Origin of the sequence: Paenibacillus sp. SN-8-1 (assembly GCF_050995535.1) — a bacterium.
Lineage (GTDB): Bacteria > Bacillota > Bacilli > Paenibacillales > Paenibacillaceae > Fontibacillus.
Genome location: NZ_CP194782.1, coordinates 2,466,212 through 2,482,881, shown reverse-complemented (window position 1 = coordinate 2,482,881; position 16,670 = coordinate 2,466,212). Strand labels below are relative to the sequence as shown.

General features: G+C 47.2%; 15 protein-coding genes. 11 read left to right on the top strand and 4 right to left on the bottom strand.

Going from position 1 to position 16,670, the window contains the following annotated elements; translation table 11 throughout:
* Positions 1 to 216: 216 nt before the first annotated feature.
* From nirB to ACRRNK_RS11835, 3 genes are read left to right on the top strand one after another with little or no spacing between them, the layout of a single operon-like run.
* On the top strand, positions 217 to 2,580 hold the full coding sequence (gene nirB / locus ACRRNK_RS11845) for a nitrite reductase large subunit NirB (RefSeq protein ID WP_433942958.1): 2,364 nt from the start codon (positions 217 to 219) through the stop codon (positions 2,578 to 2,580).
* A gap of 37 nt (positions 2,581 to 2,617) precedes the next feature.
* Positions 2,618 to 4,729 carry an assimilatory nitrate reductase catalytic subunit NasC gene (gene nasC / locus ACRRNK_RS11840; RefSeq protein ID WP_433942957.1) on the top strand — a complete coding sequence of 704 codons (2,112 nt, stop codon included), beginning with the start codon at positions 2,618 to 2,620 and terminating at the stop codon, positions 4,727 to 4,729.
* A gap of 31 nt (positions 4,730 to 4,760) precedes the next feature.
* Positions 4,761 to 5,957, top strand: a complete 1,197-nt coding sequence (locus tag ACRRNK_RS11835) for a nitrate/nitrite transporter (protein WP_433942956.1) — start codon at positions 4,761 to 4,763, stop codon at positions 5,955 to 5,957.
* Between the two features lie 92 nt (positions 5,958 to 6,049).
* Here the strand turns inward: ACRRNK_RS11835 and ACRRNK_RS11830 are convergent, their stop codons facing one another.
* Positions 6,050 to 7,177, bottom strand: coding sequence for an AbrB family transcriptional regulator (locus ACRRNK_RS11830; protein ID WP_433942955.1), 1,128 nt, complete (start codon positions 7,175 to 7,177; stop codon positions 6,050 to 6,052).
* Between the two features lie 42 nt (positions 7,178 to 7,219).
* The gene (locus tag ACRRNK_RS11825; protein ID WP_433942954.1) at positions 7,220 to 7,912 is read right to left on the bottom strand and encodes an MBL fold metallo-hydrolase; all 693 of its coding nucleotides are present in this window, start codon (positions 7,910 to 7,912) and stop codon (positions 7,220 to 7,222) included.
* 151 nt (positions 7,913 to 8,063) lie between these two features.
* Between ACRRNK_RS11825 and ACRRNK_RS11820 the strand changes: the two genes are divergently transcribed.
* Both ACRRNK_RS11820 and ACRRNK_RS11815 read left to right on the top strand, forming a co-directional pair.
* Positions 8,064 to 8,963 (top strand): TetR/AcrR family transcriptional regulator, encoded by a 900-nt coding sequence (locus tag ACRRNK_RS11820; RefSeq protein WP_433942953.1) that lies wholly within the window; start codon positions 8,064 to 8,066, stop codon positions 8,961 to 8,963.
* 125 nt (positions 8,964 to 9,088) lie between these two features.
* Positions 9,089 to 9,259, top strand: a complete 171-nt coding sequence (locus ACRRNK_RS11815; RefSeq protein ID WP_433942952.1) for a hypothetical protein — start codon at positions 9,089 to 9,091, stop codon at positions 9,257 to 9,259.
* Between the two features lie 54 nt (positions 9,260 to 9,313).
* Here the strand turns inward: ACRRNK_RS11815 and ACRRNK_RS11810 are convergent, their stop codons facing one another.
* Positions 9,314 to 10,348 carry a SepM family pheromone-processing serine protease gene (locus ACRRNK_RS11810; protein ID WP_433942951.1) on the bottom strand — a complete coding sequence of 345 codons (1,035 nt, stop codon included), beginning with the start codon at positions 10,346 to 10,348 and terminating at the stop codon, positions 9,314 to 9,316.
* A 125-nt stretch (positions 10,349 to 10,473) separates the two neighbouring features.
* Here ACRRNK_RS11810 and ACRRNK_RS11805 point away from each other — a divergent pair, with 125 nt between their 5' ends.
* Together ACRRNK_RS11805 and ACRRNK_RS11800 are read left to right on the top strand one after the other, a co-directional pair.
* Positions 10,474 to 11,667 carry an MFS transporter gene (locus tag ACRRNK_RS11805; protein WP_433942950.1) on the top strand — a complete coding sequence of 398 codons (1,194 nt, stop codon included), beginning with the start codon at positions 10,474 to 10,476 and terminating at the stop codon, positions 11,665 to 11,667.
* Between the two features lie 363 nt (positions 11,668 to 12,030).
* A complete protein-coding gene (locus tag ACRRNK_RS11800; protein WP_433942949.1) occupies positions 12,031 to 13,338 on the top strand; it encodes an MFS transporter in 1,308 nt (435 codons plus the stop codon).
* Positions 13,339 to 13,722: 384 nt separating this feature from the next.
* Here ACRRNK_RS11800 and ACRRNK_RS11795 read toward each other — a convergent pair whose 3' ends face one another.
* Positions 13,723 to 14,568 carry an SDR family oxidoreductase gene (locus ACRRNK_RS11795; protein WP_433942948.1) on the bottom strand — a complete coding sequence of 282 codons (846 nt, stop codon included), beginning with the start codon at positions 14,566 to 14,568 and terminating at the stop codon, positions 13,723 to 13,725.
* Between the two features lie 95 nt (positions 14,569 to 14,663).
* Between ACRRNK_RS11795 and ACRRNK_RS11790 the strand changes: the two genes are divergently transcribed.
* From ACRRNK_RS11790 to ACRRNK_RS11775, 4 genes are all read left to right on the top strand, one after another.
* The gene (locus ACRRNK_RS11790) at positions 14,664 to 15,077 is read left to right on the top strand and encodes a MerR family transcriptional regulator (protein ID WP_433942947.1); all 414 of its coding nucleotides are present in this window, start codon (positions 14,664 to 14,666) and stop codon (positions 15,075 to 15,077) included.
* Positions 15,078 to 15,152: 75 nt separating this feature from the next.
* On the top strand, positions 15,153 to 15,656 hold the full coding sequence (locus ACRRNK_RS11785) for a GNAT family N-acetyltransferase (protein WP_433942946.1): 504 nt from the start codon (positions 15,153 to 15,155) through the stop codon (positions 15,654 to 15,656).
* 129 nt (positions 15,657 to 15,785) lie between these two features.
* Positions 15,786 to 16,223, top strand: a complete 438-nt coding sequence (locus tag ACRRNK_RS11780; protein ID WP_433942945.1) for a MarR family winged helix-turn-helix transcriptional regulator — start codon at positions 15,786 to 15,788, stop codon at positions 16,221 to 16,223.
* A 2-nt stretch (positions 16,224 to 16,225) separates the two neighbouring features.
* Positions 16,226 to 16,645, top strand: a complete 420-nt coding sequence (locus ACRRNK_RS11775; RefSeq protein ID WP_433942944.1) for an organic hydroperoxide resistance protein — start codon at positions 16,226 to 16,228, stop codon at positions 16,643 to 16,645.
* The last annotated feature ends 25 nt before the right edge of the window (positions 16,646 to 16,670 follow it).

Here is a 16,670-nt window from a genome sequence, read left to right as displayed (position 1 = left end):
TAACTATACCGTTAATAAAATTACAAAATGATTGTGATCGAAATCATTTATGTCACATAAACTAACATAAATATTGACCATCTCTTAAAATTCCGGCTATATTTGTTAAAAGTTAGATAATTCTGATTACAAAAAAAGAAATAATGTTAATAATACTGACATTTACGAAGCGTTAAAATTGATTTTTAGGTTTCTCTTGCATTGGAGTGAGCATGAATGAGAAGAAGACTCGTAATGGTAGGTAACGGAATGGCTGGAGTAAGGTGTATTGAAGAGATCTTACAGCTTGCACCGGATGCATTTGAAATCACCATATTCGGCAGCGAGCCTCATCCCAATTACAACCGTATCTTGCTATCAAAAGTGCTTCAGGGAGATTCAGGTATTCAGGATATTGTTCTTAATGACAGGGACTGGTACGCCAAACAAGGTATTCAGCTGTACACGGGAGAGAAGGTCATGTATATCGACAGGGAGAAGCAGACCGTCTTGTCGGATTCCGGGCGTATCCGCGGTTATGATGTTCTGATCCTTGCTACGGGGTCCCTGCCTTTCATGCTTCCCCTGCCGGGTGCAGACAAACCGGGCGTAATGGCCTTCCGCAGTATTACAGATTGCCTTCAAATTATTGAAGCTGCCCAGACTTACAGGAAAGCAGCTGTGATTGGGGGCGGGCTGTTAGGTCTTGAAGCAGCCAGGGGACTGCTGAACCAAGGTATGGAAGTTGATGTTGTCCATAATTCTCCCTACCTGATGAACCGCCAGCTGGACAGGACTGCTGCCCGCATGCTTCAAGAGAAGCTTGAGGATCAGGGGATGAACTTTCTTCTGGATAAGAACACCCTACGAATCTCAGGACGCAAGCGGGCTGGAGGGCTGCATTTTACAGATGGATCGAGCATTTCGGCAGATCTTGTCATTATGGCGGTCGGAATCCGTCCAAATGCTGAGCTGGCTCTTAGAAGTAACATCCAGGTGAATCGCGGAATTGTAGTGAACGATCTTATGGAGACCAATATTCCAAATATCTATGCTGTAGGTGAATGTGCTGAGCATCGGGGCATTTCTTATGGACTTGTTGCTCCACTCTATGAGCAGGGGAAGGTGCTCGCCCGCACAGTGTGTGGAGTACAGACATCTCCTTACGAAGGCTCCATATTATTCTCTCAATTGAAGGTTGCGGGTATTGAAGTATTCTCAGCTGGCCAAATTCATGAAGAAACGGCTGATCAGTCCATTATTGCTTATGATGGTCAGCGAGGAACCTATAAGAAAGTCGTTATATCCTCAACTGGCAGCATAGCTGGAGCGGTACTGTTCGGAGATGTGAGTGAGGGGACTAATCTGCTTGAGCATATTCGGCGTCAAGCGGACGTGTCCATACTGTACAAGACGGATAACCAAGGAGAAGCATCTCCTTCGGGAGAATCATTGATCGCTGAAATGTCAGATCATGATACCGTCTGCTCCTGTAACGGAGTTAGTAAGTTGGCAATCATGACTTCAATACGTGAGGAAGGGCTGGAGACGGTTGAACAAATTCGCGACTGTACTAGGGCAACCGGAACCTGCGGAGGTTGTAAACCACTGGTCCATGCACTGCTGAATTACGCTCTTTCGAGTAAGGATTCAGGTATTCAGAAAGTGGAAGCCATATGTGGTTGTACGACCTACTCTCATGAAATGGTTAAGGAGGCTATTCGAGCGAAATCTTATGCAGATGAATTTCAGCTCATGACCTCACTGGGTTGGAATCAGCCTGTAGGCTGCGAGACGTGTCTTCCTGCTCTTAAATATTACCTAGAAACACAGAATCCATCTCCATTTAGTGCAGAGGATTCGCGTAAGAAGTCCGGGGCTTTGAGAAGGGAGGATGGAACCTATACTGTGATTCCGCGAATTCCAGGCGGAAGCCTGAGTGGAAAGGAGCTGACGTTGATAACCGATGCAGTGAGAAAATACGAAATTCCGCATACTCGCCTGACGAATGGAGGCATCGAGCTGTCAGGGATCTTAGATTCCGATATCGATTCTCTAATCCATCTTCTTGGATTAGAAGTGATGGAGTATCACTTTGGTTATCCTCTGCCGCCAGTTACGACCTGTACAGAACCAGGCTGCGGAATAGATGCCTATCATGAAGCAGTCGGTTTGGCGGCCAAACTTGAGATGAGCTTCGGGACCATGCAAATGCCGAGTCCACTCTCCATCGCAGTTTCTGGTAGTCCCCGGCATTTAGCTGGAACCTTAACCAAAGATTTGGGGTTTGCCGCTGTGCCCGCTGGATGGGAGGTCTATGTGGGCGGAAGTGGTCAACCGCCTCTTGTACAAGGGCAGCTACTATCTGTGGAAGCTGGGGATGAAGAGGCAGTGGAGCTCGCGACGGCCTTTTTGCAATGGTACCGGGAGTCGGCGTGGTTCATGGAGCCAAGCTGGAAATGGGTCCAGCGTATGGGCGGCATCATCAAGCTGCGTGAACAGTTGTTTGATGAGCAGTTCTGTGATGATCTTGCCAAGCGTTGGGGCAAGCAGCTAAATGCTGAACATTCTGGTCATTCTACCTTGGTTCTTCATAAATAAATCTGAATTTCGGTCCACGTAATGGGAGGTGTTGTTAATGAGTGTTACAGAGCGAACTTTATCTACCGAGCGATTCGTCATGAATACGCAGTGCCCCTTTTGCAGTGTCCAGTGCAAAATGCAGGTCACCCAAGAGAAAACGGCTGAAGGACGCTTCACCTATTCTGTGGAACCCACTCCCAATCAAGCTTCACAGGGGCGGTTATGCATCAAAGGAATGAATGCCCACCAGCACGCGGTGCACCGTGACCGGCTTCTGCATCCACTTAAGAAGCATAACGGAAGCTTCATCAGGATCACTTGGAAAGAGGCTATTGAGCTTATCTGCGAGCAATTCACATCCATTCAAGCCAAGTACGGCAAGGATGCATTAGGTGTATACGGAGGAGGCTCATTAACTAATGAGTCAGCCTATTTGCTCGGCAAGTTCGCTCGGGTAGCTCTGGGAACACGTTATATCGATTATAACGGAAGATTCTGTATGTCATCCGCAGCCTCAGCCGGGATTAGGACATTTGGGATCGATCGGGGACTTACCAATCCGCTCTCGGATATCCCGCATACCCGCTGTATCATTTTGGCGGGAACGAATATCGCCGAGTGTCAGCCTACATTGATGCCCTATTTCACAGAAGCTCAGAAGAACGGTGCTTACCTTATTGTCATTGATCCCAGAAATACCGCTACGGCAAAAATGGCTGATCTGCACTTGAAGGTCAAGCCAGGTATGGATGCGGCACTTGCCAATGGAATGTTGAAGGTGATTCTGGAGGAGGGGCTCACAGACCGGAATTTTATTGAAAGCAGAACGAAGGGTTTTGAAGAGCTGCAGACTCATTTGGAGAAGTCCAGTCTTGAGCAAATTGCTAACTTGACAGGGATTTCAACCCAGGATATACGGAAAGCGGCTGTGAAATATGGAACTTCCAAGACCGGTATGTTATTCACGGCAAGAGGGGTTGAACAGCATACCGACGGACATCTTGCAGTCCGTAATTACTTGAACTTGGTGCTTGCAACCGGCAAAATCGGCCGTGCTTCCTGCGGTTACGGAGCGATAACAGGCCAAGGGAACGGCCAAGGTGGCAGAGAGCATGGACAGAAGGCTGATCAGCTCCCCGGATACCGATTGATCGAGAACGAGCGTGACCGGGAGTATATTGCCGGAGTGTGGGGACTTGATTCGGCTCATCTTCCTGGGAAGGGAGTATCGGCTTACGAAATGATGGAGAAGGTCCATATGCAAGAAATCCGCTCCTTGTTCGTTATGGGCTCCAATCCGATTGTCTCAAACCCCAACGCCGATTTTGTAGAGGATGGGTTAAGAAAGCTGGATTTCCTGGTTGTAGCGGATATGTTCCTGTCCGAAACGGCGCGAATGGCTGATCTGGTCATTCCGGTGTCCTCTTATCTAGAGAACGAGGGGACACTGACAAATCTGGAAGGCCGGGTTCTGCTTCGGGAGGCAGCTCGCCCGCTCCCGGGAGAAGTGCTTCATGATTGGCAAATTCTCTCGCTGATTGCTCGTAGGATGGGCAAGCCGGAATACTTCCCTTACGAATCTGCAGAGCAAATATTCAATGAGCTCAGGGTAGCCAGTAAAGGTGGAGCAGCTGATTATTATGGGATTAGTTATGACCGGTTGCGTGAGGAGGAGGGCGTATACTGGCCTTGTCCGCAAGTAGGTCAGCCGGGTAAAGCCCGGTTATTCGAAGAGGCTTTTGCACATCCGGATGGAAGAGCTGAATTTGTCTGTGTTCCAGAACATGATCTACCTGAGAAGATTGATGCCGAATATCCACTCTACATGACTACGGGGCGGGTGCTCGCGCATTATTTATCCGGTGCGCAGACCCGTAGAAGCGCTTCTTTAGCGGCTCGAAATGTGGAATCTTTCGTTGAAATTCACCCAAACGCGGCAAGACGCTATAAGGTTCGGGATGGGGATTGGGTTACTTTGGAATCTCGCCGAGGTACTACCGTGGTGCGGTGCCAGGTCACCGATCAGATCAGGGAGGACACATTATTCGTTCCTATGCACTGGGGAGATACACAGAATGTGAACCGCCTGACGAACCAGGCTTTGGATCCTTTTTGCCGGATGCCTGGCTTCAAGGTGTGCGCTGTACGAATTCAATCTTATGTGTAGATAAAGAGATAAAGGGATAGGAGTGGGATCGATGAATCAAAAGCGAGTATATCAACTTCCTCTTCAGACGTTGAGTCTGATATTGGGCTTTGCCGCATGGGTATTATTGTCCTCCATGATCTCTACCATCAAAGTTGAACTCCATCTTGTGCCGAGCCAAATTGCCTGGATTACAGCTATACCGGTACTTTCGGGTTCACTTCTCCGCATCCCAGCCGGCTATTTAACGAACCGATTCGGTGCAAGAATCATATTTACGACTGGATTTCTCATTCTTATTATTCCAATGCTATGGCTGACTGCTGCTAGTAAATTTGAAGAACTGCTCGTGATTGGTCTGCTCTTGGGTGTAGGCGGATCTATGTTCTCCGTAGGGGTAACTTCGCTTCCGAAATATTATCTGAAAGAACGAATGGGGTTTGTCAACGGAATCTATGGGCTGGGTAATCTGGGCTCAGCACTGACAACCTTTGGATTGCCGCTGCTTGCTGCATCGCTTGGCTGGCGCAATGCTCCTTGGATCTACATGGGTGTAATGCTGCTTATGGCCTTAATCGTATTTAAGGCAGGAGACCGGGAGGAATCCAGGATGAACCAGCCGCTCATGAAGCAGATCAAAGAGCTATCCAAGCAATCGAAGTTATGGGTACTCAGTTTGTACTACTTCATTACCTTTGGCTCGTTTGTTGCGTTTACCGTTTTTCTTCCCAATTTCCTTGTAGAATCGTTTGCGTTAACCAAGCCGGAGGCAGGTATCTATACGGCTTGCTTCATTGGCCTGGCTACTCTGATTCGTCCGGTTGGGGGTCTCATTGCCGATAAAATGAATCCATATTTGCTGTTAACCATCGTATTTGCCGGTATCGGAATGTCATCGCTTGTTCTCAGTCTTTCACCTGGCTTTGGTGTGTACACCGCCGCCACCATGTGTATTGCCTTATTTGCTGGGATTGGCAATGGGGCTGTATTCAAGTTGGTTCCTCTATATTTTGTACGAGAGGCAGGGGTAGCGAACGGCATTATTTCCGCAATTGGTGGATTAGGGGGATTCTTCCCGCCACTGTGTCTGAATTTGATCAAAGGATTTACAGGGAATTATATGCTTGGGTTTGTAATGATGAGCGGTTATGCATGGATTTGTCTGGTTATTGCCCTACTCTACGTTAAATATTTCAGAAAGCCTGCAAGAGAAGGCAGCGGAGCTGTGGTGGCTTTTCAGCCAAGGTAATTATAGAGCATCATTTGTATATAAATAGAAGGGAAGAGCTCCAGCATCCGCTTCGCGGTAACTGGAGCTCTTATTTGTATGGATAGGCAGCATCAGTGATGTGCATGCTCGCGCCGCTTCATCTGGTTGGACTCCCTGACGTTTATTAATTGGAATATCCACTTGATTAAAGGCGGTACTGCGATGAAGATGAACAGTGTACGGAACAGCTGATAACAAGCCACGATGGTAAGGTCTGCGTGAATTTCTTGTGCGATTAGGCTCATTTGATCCATCCCTCCAGGGGACAGGCTCAAAAAGGCGGTCGCCGCAGAGACCGGATGCAGCGTGGTGAGCAGAAGGCTTAAGAAGAACGCGCCTGTGATAAGAATGATACCACTGACAACGGCCATGAGTACGGTTCTCGACTTGCTTACCAGGTTCTCGGGCTTTAAGAGAAGTCCCACATAGCTTCCAACCATCAGCTGAGAGGCACTGGTAAGGGATGGTGGGAGCGCTGGACCGAAAACACCGGATAGGTGCAGCACTATTGCAGCAAGCATTGGGCCGAGCAGAAATGCGGTCGGGAACCGGATTTTTTTGCCCAGCAGCGCAGCCAAAGTGCACACGGCCGCGTACAGCAATATATTTGGGAATAATCCATTCCAGCTTGGTACAGCGGTGTGCGTGCTGATTGGAATCTGCGCATGCCGTGCCCCGAATACTGGACTGAAGATAAGCATAGGAACCAATGTGATGATCATCATTAACCGGGAGACCTGAAGAAACGTAACAAGCGTGATATCAATACCTTTCGTCTCTTCTGCGAGGATAATCATCTGGGTAAGCCCGCCAGGAATACTGCCTAGAAGCAGGGTCTGAAATGGAATGCCGGTAATTCTGGACATGATCCATGCGATGAAAATGCAGAAGATTATGAGAAGCACAGTCATCAATATCATGGTGGAGAGCTGCTTGCTGATTTGAATGAAGGTCGAATAGGTGAACGACAATCCGAGTACATAACCTACAATAATCATCCCGGTATTTCGGACGTAGCCCGGCCAATGAGGCCGGATTGGCTTCAGCATGCGTGAGAAGGTAAATACGAATAGCATGGGGCCCAGCAGCCAAGGTACAGGCAGATGAAGCTTTTGAAATAAATATCCTCCAATCATCGCAATGAGCAAGGTATAAATAAAACGAATTAGGTTAGATTCAGTTAGCTTTTTAGGATTCATGTTGGCGAGCCAGCTTTGTAATCTGCTCCTGCACATCAGTATTCAGAAAGCCGCCATGCTACAGATTACGTTCTGAATAGGAAACTCCAAGAATTTACTAATGGATTTCATCGCCGTGTCCATATCCGGAGTATTTTTAGGATTTGGTCCATTTAGCTTATCTTCACTAATTGTCATCGCATCTCCGGCGATTAAAGTCTGACTAGGTCTATGGTAGAGGCTAAAATGCCCGGGGGTATGTCCGGGAGTCTCAATAACGGTTAATCCTCCGCCAAATGATAAAGTCTGACCTTCTTGCACCAGCACATCGATGTTCGCTTCAGAATCAGGAGAGAAGACTCGCTCAAATTGAGCTCGATCTTGTTCACTGAGTGAACCAAGCAGCACTTCACGTCTTTCTGGAGACATCTTGATCAGCGGCAGCTCGCCTTCAATATAAGGTTGATCCCCTTTATGGGCATAGACCTTTGGACGGTTGCTGCTTTTACCGAGGAACTCGGGAAGACTGCCGATATGATCAATGTCCTGGTGAGTAAGTATAATTGTGTTAAGCTTCTCAGGAGAAAGATCAGCCTCGTTAAACTGCTTCAAGATAAGCTCTCTGCTGCCGGGTATGCCTGTATCGATAAGAACCATTTGTGCATCATCATAGATGACAACCGGATGGATGACCATGGTATGACTACCCACTTGGTAGGACAAACTTAACATTTCAATTCCATTTGCAATTTTCATGTAGACCAAAGCCAAGGTAAGCTTTGGAGTCACCTCCTTGTAATTTGAAAACCCATGAGTTCATTATATGACTTTTGAGTTTCGGTCGTCAATCATCAAGTCAGTTGACGCTTCCAACTGAACCTGTCACTATTTATGAGGGGGGCTATCCATGGAACAATTAAAGAGAAGACAAATTATGAATAAGGCGATGGAAGTGTTCAAAGACAAAGGATATGTGAATGCTTCCATGCAAGATATAGCAGAGAAATGCGGTATGGCGAAGGGGAGTATTTATAAGCTTTTTTCTTCCAAAGAAGAATTATTCATCGCCGTGTTCGAAGACTGCCACTTCCAAATGTTCGAACAAGCCGAAGAGCTGCAGCGCAAGGCGGAACGAGAAGGATGGTCCAGAGAACAACTATTTCTAAGGCATATTTCGTTCCAGCTGGAATATATAACTGATCATTATTTTCTTATGATGGAATTCAAAGAACTGCCTATTAAGACGAATGAACAGTTCATTACGACAAGAAATAAGAAGAAAGACTTTATGCTTAGGTGGCACCGGGACTTCATTCTTAACATGTATGGAGAACAAGCTGAGGCATGCATATGGGATATCGTGATGATCTTTCGGGGGATCATGAAGGAATATTTGTCACTGCTGCATCAGCAAATCATAGAACATCCGATTGTGGAAATAGCCAGCTTTATCGCCAGCCGGATGAATGCGGTTGTCACCGATCTGAGTCTTCAGAACGCGAACCCCATTCTACAAGAATTCGATATTCTGAGTAATCCCGATCATCCCCAGCTTCCCGAGATGAGGAGGGCGGCTATACAGAAACTGCTCGGTGCCATGACCAAGGAGGTTCAGGAATCAGATAAATCGCAAGCTCATCGCCAGGAATTGCTTGAAGTGGTTACACTTCTGGGCACGGAATATAATCAGCCTTCGGCTAACCCGACATTGATTCGGGTCTATCTGACCTTTCTTGAGACCGCTTCGGAACTTCGCACTTATGTAAGGCAGCTAAAGTTAATGATAAGATCTGAGCAATCTAAGTAGTAGCCCACGCAAGTAATTAGCTGAACTCTTATTTGTCTATGCCCGTATAGCAGCTATTAATTGGAACAACGGTTAGTATACGACTGCCTCACTCAGAGCAATAGGTCACTATTTCAATTGGTAGATTGCCTTTCGTATGGAGGAAGGATATTACAGCCGAGGATTCCGTCCTTATTCTTGCAGATAGTATGCGCAAGAGCAGGAAGGCGGCAAGGATATTAAAGAAGCAGGGCTTTGGGAAGCTGCAGGCTCTGCGCGGAGATTATTATGAATCTGCCAGGAATTGGCTTGGATAATTACAGACAGCCAACCTCTCGCGGGGTTGGCTGTCTGTGTTATGAGTTCGTGTATCAAGGTTTGGGCGGGAGTTTCTGCAAGTACTCCACCGCTTCATGTGTTGTTTTTACCGGAACAATGGTTATCGTGTATCCTCGTTTCTTCGCTTCATCAAGGACATCCTTCGTATTGGTATCACCGGGTTTCATGTCAGCCGGGGAGAAGAAGATATCCACTCCCGCTGCGTGTGCCGCGACAATTTTGTCCCGGATGCCTCCGATCTGCTGCACATTACCCTGAACATCCAATGCACCCGTACCAGCAATATGATATCCCTTCGTCAGGTCATAATTAGCCAGTGTCTGACTGTATACTTCCAGGGAGAACATTAGACCGGCAGACGGGCCGCCAATATCAGAGGCGGCAATCGTCACTTTACGCGGAGAGTCGATGGCATATTCGTCCTCAGGCATGATACCCAGGCCGGGTTTGCCGCTTGGAAGCTGAATAAGCTCCACTGCTTCAGTACGATCGGATTCATGGTGACGGAAAGAAAGATTGACAGACTCTCCGGCTTTCTTGTGACTGATATAATCAATCATTTCCGCAGCTTTCTGAATAGGCTGTCCATCAACAGCAGTAATAACATCTCCTACGGCAAGCTTACCCGCTAGTTTGGACTCCGGTATGATACTGGTTACGAAGACGCCCTTATGCTGAGCTGGGACAGTGACTCCAGCTTCTTTAAGCCCCGCAATGATTGCATTCTGCTGGGAGGTGCTCATCATATGCCTAAGCAGAAAGCTGTATTCTTCATCCGATAATCCGCCATTAACATCCTTGGCCTTCTCAATTTGCACATCGTCTCTGAATAGAGAAGAGATCCAGTTATAGACGTTCATTTTCGTCGAGAGAACTGTAGTCAGGTAGAAGCTTCCCTTCTCATTCTTGTGTCCGTTCTCGACTGTAATTCTTGGGGCAAGTGCTTCCAGATCTCCTGGCTCCTTCAAATAGTAAGGAAGAGGGATAAGGTACATAGCCACTAGTAAAATTATACATGCGAGAAGAACTAGTGAAGATTTGCGGATTCTGTTATGTAATAGCTTCACTTGATAGTATTCCTTTCGTTTTTTTCTCTAGTATACTATATCAGGGACGATTCATGCCTAGGGAAGGTCAGAATAGAATACCTAAACGAGAAAGTACCATTTCACTTCATTTAGAGGAGACTATCATGAAAAAACTAATTTGGATTGGCTGTTTATCTTACTTTTTGATTGGACTGGCCCATGTCGTTCTAGGCTCGGTATTACCTGTTGTTCTGGAACATTATCATAGGGACTATAGTCAGGGAGGAACTTTGATTTTTGCCCAGTTCGCGGGATTCCTGGTTGGTGTGCTGGTGTCCCCTTGGTTCAATCGGCGTTTTGGCAAGAGAGGGGGACTCTTGATCGCCACTAGTTTATTGTGCTGTGCAGAACTGCTGTACATGATGCTTCCGCCTTGGGGCTGGATGTATATAATCGCTTTGGCTGCTGGTTTTGGGTTCGGAATGATTGAAGCGGTCATTGGAACTATCATTATATCAGCCATTAAAAGGAATACCGCCGTTGCCATGAGCCGGCTTGAAGTCTTGTTCGGTATTGGAGCCATGGTGATGCCGTTAATTGCTAGCGGCTTGATTGAAGCAGGATATTGGCGGACATCATTTGCGGTAGTTGCGTTGTTTGCAATTGGTGCAATAGTTTTATGGGCGAAGGGATCCTTTGGAGAGATGGATCAAGTACTGGATCGGCGTGCTGCTTCAGAGAAGATTGCGAGACCATCCTCACCAGGGATGCGCGCTTACCAAGGGAAGAACCTGTTTGTATTAATTCTCTTTATTATCTTCTTCTTTCTATATGTCGGTACAGAAATGAGCCTGGCTAATTTTATGCCTGCTATGCTGATTGAGAAAATGAGGATGAAGGAGGCAGGAGCGGCGCTCAGTGTTACCTGCTTCTGGATTGCGATGTCAATTGGACGTATATTTGCCGGCTATATTGCCGAGAAATTTGAGTACAGGGTCTATGTTCTCTTCAGCTGCCTGGCCAGTGTTCTGCTTTTAATACTACTCCCATTTACTGAACAAGTAGGGTCATCATTTGCAATCGTACTCCTGCTTGGGCTTGCGATGTCAGGAATATTTTCAATTACTTTGGTCTTTGCCAGCAAGCTTCTTCCCGGAACAGAGGAAGCTACCCCAAGCATTCTAATTGCTTCTGGGGGAGTGGGCGGAGCCGTGATTCCACTCTTGACGGGTTGGAGTCTTGATCACCTGGCTGTGAGCCAGACCCAGTGGATGTTCGCCGGATTTGCCGCAGGACTCGTGATTATTAGTGCAGTTGCCTTCCAGTTGCACAAAGCAAGCTATCAAAAAGCTCTCTAATTCATATGCGGAATAAAAAGCATCATACATCTGCTTCGCCATATATGTATAGAATGCAAACCTCGTTTGAAGAAGCGAGGTTTTTTAATTTTTGTGATGGAACCTCTATAAAGTACGCTGCCGCTGAAAATTGTTTTGAAGAAGCGGAGAAGCAATAATTGGTTTTAAATGTGTAATGAGAACGTAAGTAAAAATAATTTGTAAGAAGGGTTACGGCCAAAAAGGTCAAGAGGTTATAATGAAGCATGCCGTTTTATTAAAGCTGACTGATGTTCATCATAATATGATGGCGGCTTCCATTCGGGTTAAGTCGTAGACCATATTTGTGATAGCAATTGATAGTTAGAATAGGGGGAGAGATACATGTCGAACGAGATTTCTTTAGTTAAAGAACCAATATATGGCGGAGGGGTGTCACTAACGCCATACGTAGATTCCCCCGAGAAACAGCGCCAGCTATACAAAAGAACGATGATTATCGTCATTGCCTCTCAGATATTCGGCGGTGCGGGACTTGCTGCCGGGATCACAGTGGGGGCGCTGCTGGCACGGGATATGCTCGGAACGGACAGCTATGCTGGTATTCCGACCGCACTGTTCACCTTAGGTTCCGCCGCCGCCGCGCTCATCGTCGGTCGTCTGTCTCAACGGTCAGGACGTCGTGTGGGGCTCGCCGCGGGTTTCTTAGCTGGGGGAATTGGTTCTATAGGTGTCGTCCTGGCAGCTATTTTCAATAGTATTGCACTTCTATTCGTATCGCTGCTGGTCTATGGAGCAGGGACGGCTACCAACTTGCTGGTTAGATATGCCGGTACGGATTTGGCACTCCCAACACAACGGGCCAAATCTATTAGTACGGCCATGGTCTTCACAACATTTGGCGCGGTTGCCGGACCGAATCTCGTAAATGTTACGGGCCGGATTGCAACTTCATTGGGAGCTCCTGCGTTATCCGGCCCTTTCATGCTTGCAGCGGCAGCTTTTTTATTGGCTGGATTCATATTGCTCATCTTCCTGCGGCCAGATCCATTACTTGTGGCCAAAGCTATTGCAGACGCGCAGCAGGCACAAAATAAACTTAGCTGCACACCGCAATCGCATACTCCCGCAGTAGAGGTGAATAGACGGGGGATCATCGTTGGGGCGTCGGTGATGGTGTTGACCCAGATTGTGATGATAGGCATTATGACCATGACACCCGTTCATATGAAGAATCACGGCCATGGGCTCGGAGAAGTTGGTATGGTAATCGGAATTCATGTTGCTGCTATGTTTCTTCCTTCCCTGCTTACAGGCATTCTCGTCGATAAGTATGGCCGGAAGCCGATGTCCTATGCCTCGGGTGTGACGCTGCTCTTGGCTGGATTACTCGCCGCATTCGCGCCGGGTGACTCCATGATACTTATGGTTCTTGCGCTAGCACTGCTTGGGCTAGGGTGGAATTTCGGCCTAATTAGCGGAACGGCAACGATCGTCGATGCCACTACGCCAGAGACACGCGCCAAGACTCAAGGAACGGTAGATGTTCTAATCGCTCTCGCCGGGGCATCCGGAGGTGCTTTATCCGGCATGGTGGTGGCTCATTCCAGCTTTCAAGCACTCTCCCTGATTGGAGGATTCTTGTCCTTGCTGCTGATCCCGGTTGTCCTGTGGTCTAGAAGGAAGGGATGACTTGTGGTGCTTGAGACGCGATAGCTCAACGAAAAATGGTTGCCGACTCCCAGTCGGCAACCATTTTACATATCCTCATTCTAACTACAATTATCAGGGATTCGGTTATCCTCTCACTTAGAAAAATTCCAATATACTAATGTAAGTCGCACAACAAATCAGGAGGAGATAAGATGGATAACCGTGGGTGGAAATCCGACAAAATCACAAACCAAGATGGGAAACTTAACGGGTTTGAACACCCCTCAATCTTTCAGTAAGCTGTTTAAGAGCAAAACAAATCAATCGCCATTGGATTACAGAAACTCGTTTAATTGAATATATATAATTGAGTTGAGGGGTGTCCCAAGCAGCCATTTAAGCTTTTTGGGATACCCTGCTTTTTTATGAAAAATAATGCCCTTCTTCGAGATCGGCGATCAGTCCAGGCTGCACCGGTGTCCAGCCCAGAAGCTCACGTGTTGCCAGACTCGCTTGCTTCGTGTTGTATAAGCTTGTGATGTCAAATGCAGCAATAGTTCCAAGAAAGCCGAAATGGGTGGCTGCTTCTTCAGATGATATGCTGACCACCGGTACATTCAATTTCCGCCCGATGACAGTAGCGATCTCCTGGAGCGTAATGCCTTCATCACCGGCTCCGAGCAGGCGTGAACCCGCAGGTGCGGCTTCCAGCGCTAGACGGTACAGTACGGCCGCATCCAGGCGGTGAACCGCAGGCCACAGGTTCATTCCGTCGCCAATGTAGGCGGAGAATCCCTTCGCCCGGGCGATGTTGATCATCATCGGCACGAAGCCCTTGTCACCTTCGCCGTGCACGGATGGTGCAAGCGAGACGATCGATGTCCGAATACTCCGCTCTGCCATTGCAAGCACTGCATGATCCACGGTATGTCCATTTGCGTGAGCCGTCGTAATGAACGGCTTCCCGGAGCCTTCGAGCGCAGAACCCATAGCTTCCACAGCTCCTAAATCCAGAGCTAGTGCACCTTCGAAGTCTGAGAAATCATTGGTGAAAGCCAGATGAATCACGCCGTCCGCAGCCGCGGCTGCCTTGCCTAGAGTCTCGAGATCTTCCAACGTGCCGTACAGCACTTCGGCTCCCGCCGCCTTTAATCCCGCGGCTTTCTCTTCAGAGCGGCAAAGACCCGTCACGGTATGTCCAGCGCCGATCAGTTCCCGGACGACCGCGGAACCGACATACCCTGTTGCACCTGTAACAAATACATTCATAATGATATCCTCCTTCATGAGTTGACTGTATGATCATGTTAAGCATAAACTATGAAGTGAACTCTAGGGCAAGCGGTCCAAAGGAGAAAATATATATGAAAATTCAGGAACTGGCGGACAAGATGGGATTAACGATCCATACGATCCGCTTTTATGAAAAGGAAGGCTTGCTGGATGATCGGCATGTTCGGCGGGAAAGCAACAATTACCGTAACTATTCGGAAGAGGCAATCGAGCGGCTTAAGCTCATCAAGAAGTTCCAGTCCATCGGCTGTTCCCTGGCTGAACTAAAGGAAGTTCTTCAGCATCACGACACCAACGCTCGCACTAACCTGCAGATTATAGATTGGATTCGCGGCAAGAAGAAGGAGATCGAAAGCAAGAAGGAAGAATATGATCAAATGCTGGATACCCTTAACAAGATGCTGGAGTATCGGACTCTGCTCATCGATGATCCGCAAAAAGCTCAAGAGATGCTAATGAGCTGGCAAGCCAGTTCATCAGATTGAGGTTCAATAAGCAGGCAGCAGTATATTATTTAGTTGAAGATCATTACTCTTTGTATGGAAGGGAGAGAGGACAACATGATATCTTTACGAAATGTTCTAGCTGCAGATTTAGAACAGCTGTTAATAATTGAGAACACAGGCTTCTCGAAAGATGAAGCTGCTACGAAAGAAGCATTTATACAGAGAATTAAGTTAATCCCGGATACGTTTATTGTGGCAGAACAGGGAGGTTCTATTTTTGGGTATATTAATGGCCCAATAATTGCTCAGCCCTATATAACGGATGATCTATTTAAGGAGATCAGTGAGAATCCGAAGCGTGGAGGTTATCAGAGTATTCTAGGACTGGCCGTGTCGAGAGAGGCTAGAGGTCAAGGGATTGCTAAGCTTTTAATTGAGAAAATGGAAGAGCTTGCGGTTAAGAACGGTAGAGAAGGTATCACGCTTACTTGTAAACATGAATTGATCTCCTTTTACGAAAGATTCGGGTTTGTTAACCATGGTATATCGGAATCACAGCATGGCGGGGTAAGCTGGTATAACTTGCTTAAACTAAGAGAAAGTATGCACTGTCGCTAAATAGACAAAGAAACGTTGGTTCAACGAAACAGAATCAAAAATTAAGAAAGCCTTGCGTATTTCAACTACATCGTTTACGATATAATCACTAACGATATTTATGAATTTATTTTTGGAAGGAGAATCGCTTTGAACTCGCCACAAACCTTGAACAACCAACTTTGTTTTGCCATATATGAAGCGGGTAATGAACTCCAGAAGTTGTATACCAAAGCATTGAGTTCTTATGCTCTAACCTATCCGCAGTATTTGGTGCTGCTGTCCCTATGGGAGCATAATGGGGTGACCGTGAAAGAGCTCGGCGAGCAGCTCTCGCTTGGAAATGGCACGCTTACTCCGATGCTCAAAAGAATGGAGAATCAGGGTTGGCTCAGAAAAGAAAGGTCGACGGAAGACGAACGTAAGGTGTATATCCACCTGGAAGACAAAGCGTGGGAGCTGCAGCAGGGGATATTAGAGTCCATACAGCACCAGCTCAGTCTGTGCAGTATCTTTGAGAAGGATATTGCCCTTATGAATAAACTGCACGAGCTTACCCAGCAAATTAGAAGCAAAGGAGCGAAATGAAAATGAAAACACTATACGAAACAACGATCGTCAATACCGGAGGAAGAAACGGAAATGTACATTCACCTGATAACGTGTTCTACCTGGATGTAGCTGCTCCAAAAGAGCTAGGCGGAGAGTACACGACAGCAACAAATCCCGAGCAGCTGTTCGCCGCCGGATATAGCTCATGCTTCAACAGTGCGTTGGAGTTTCAGTTGAAGAAGCACAGCGTGAGTATTGAAAAAAGCTCTGTAACGGCAACGGTTCAATTGTTAGCGGATGCGAAGGATCAGGGAGTCAAGCTCGGTATACAGCTAGAGGTACATATCGAAGGTCTTGACATCGATACGGCCAAGAAATACGTGGAGCTTGCCCACGCGTACTGCCCCTATTCCAAGGCGATAAGTGGAAATGTGGATGTGGCTATCGAGGTTATCTAAATTCGGCTTGAACATGCGAAGAGTC

Coding starts and splice junctions, on each gene's coding strand:
- ACRRNK_RS11800 (WP_433942949.1), top strand. CDS start 12,031: ATGTCGAACGAGATTTCTTTAGTTAAAGAACCAATATATGGCGGAGGG.
- nirB (WP_433942958.1), top strand. CDS start 217: ATGAGAAGAAGACTCGTAATGGTAGGTAACGGAATGGCTGGAGTAAGG.
- ACRRNK_RS11825 (WP_433942954.1), bottom strand. CDS start 7,912: ATGAAAATTGCAAATGGAATTGAAATGTTAAGTTTGTCCTACCAAGTG.
- ACRRNK_RS11830 (WP_433942955.1), bottom strand. CDS start 7,177: ATGAATCCTAAAAAGCTAACTGAATCTAACCTAATTCGTTTTATTTAT.
- ACRRNK_RS11775 (WP_433942944.1), top strand. CDS start 16,226: ATGAAAACACTATACGAAACAACGATCGTCAATACCGGAGGAAGAAAC.
- ACRRNK_RS11805 (WP_433942950.1), top strand. CDS start 10,474: ATGAAAAAACTAATTTGGATTGGCTGTTTATCTTACTTTTTGATTGGA.
- ACRRNK_RS11790 (WP_433942947.1), top strand. CDS start 14,664: ATGAAAATTCAGGAACTGGCGGACAAGATGGGATTAACGATCCATACG.
- ACRRNK_RS11835 (WP_433942956.1), top strand. CDS start 4,761: ATGAATCAAAAGCGAGTATATCAACTTCCTCTTCAGACGTTGAGTCTG.
- nasC (WP_433942957.1), top strand. CDS start 2,618: ATGAGTGTTACAGAGCGAACTTTATCTACCGAGCGATTCGTCATGAAT.
- ACRRNK_RS11820 (WP_433942953.1), top strand. CDS start 8,064: ATGGAACAATTAAAGAGAAGACAAATTATGAATAAGGCGATGGAAGTG.
- ACRRNK_RS11795 (WP_433942948.1), bottom strand. CDS start 14,568: ATGAATGTATTTGTTACAGGTGCAACAGGGTATGTCGGTTCCGCGGTC.
- ACRRNK_RS11785 (WP_433942946.1), top strand. CDS start 15,153: ATGATATCTTTACGAAATGTTCTAGCTGCAGATTTAGAACAGCTGTTA.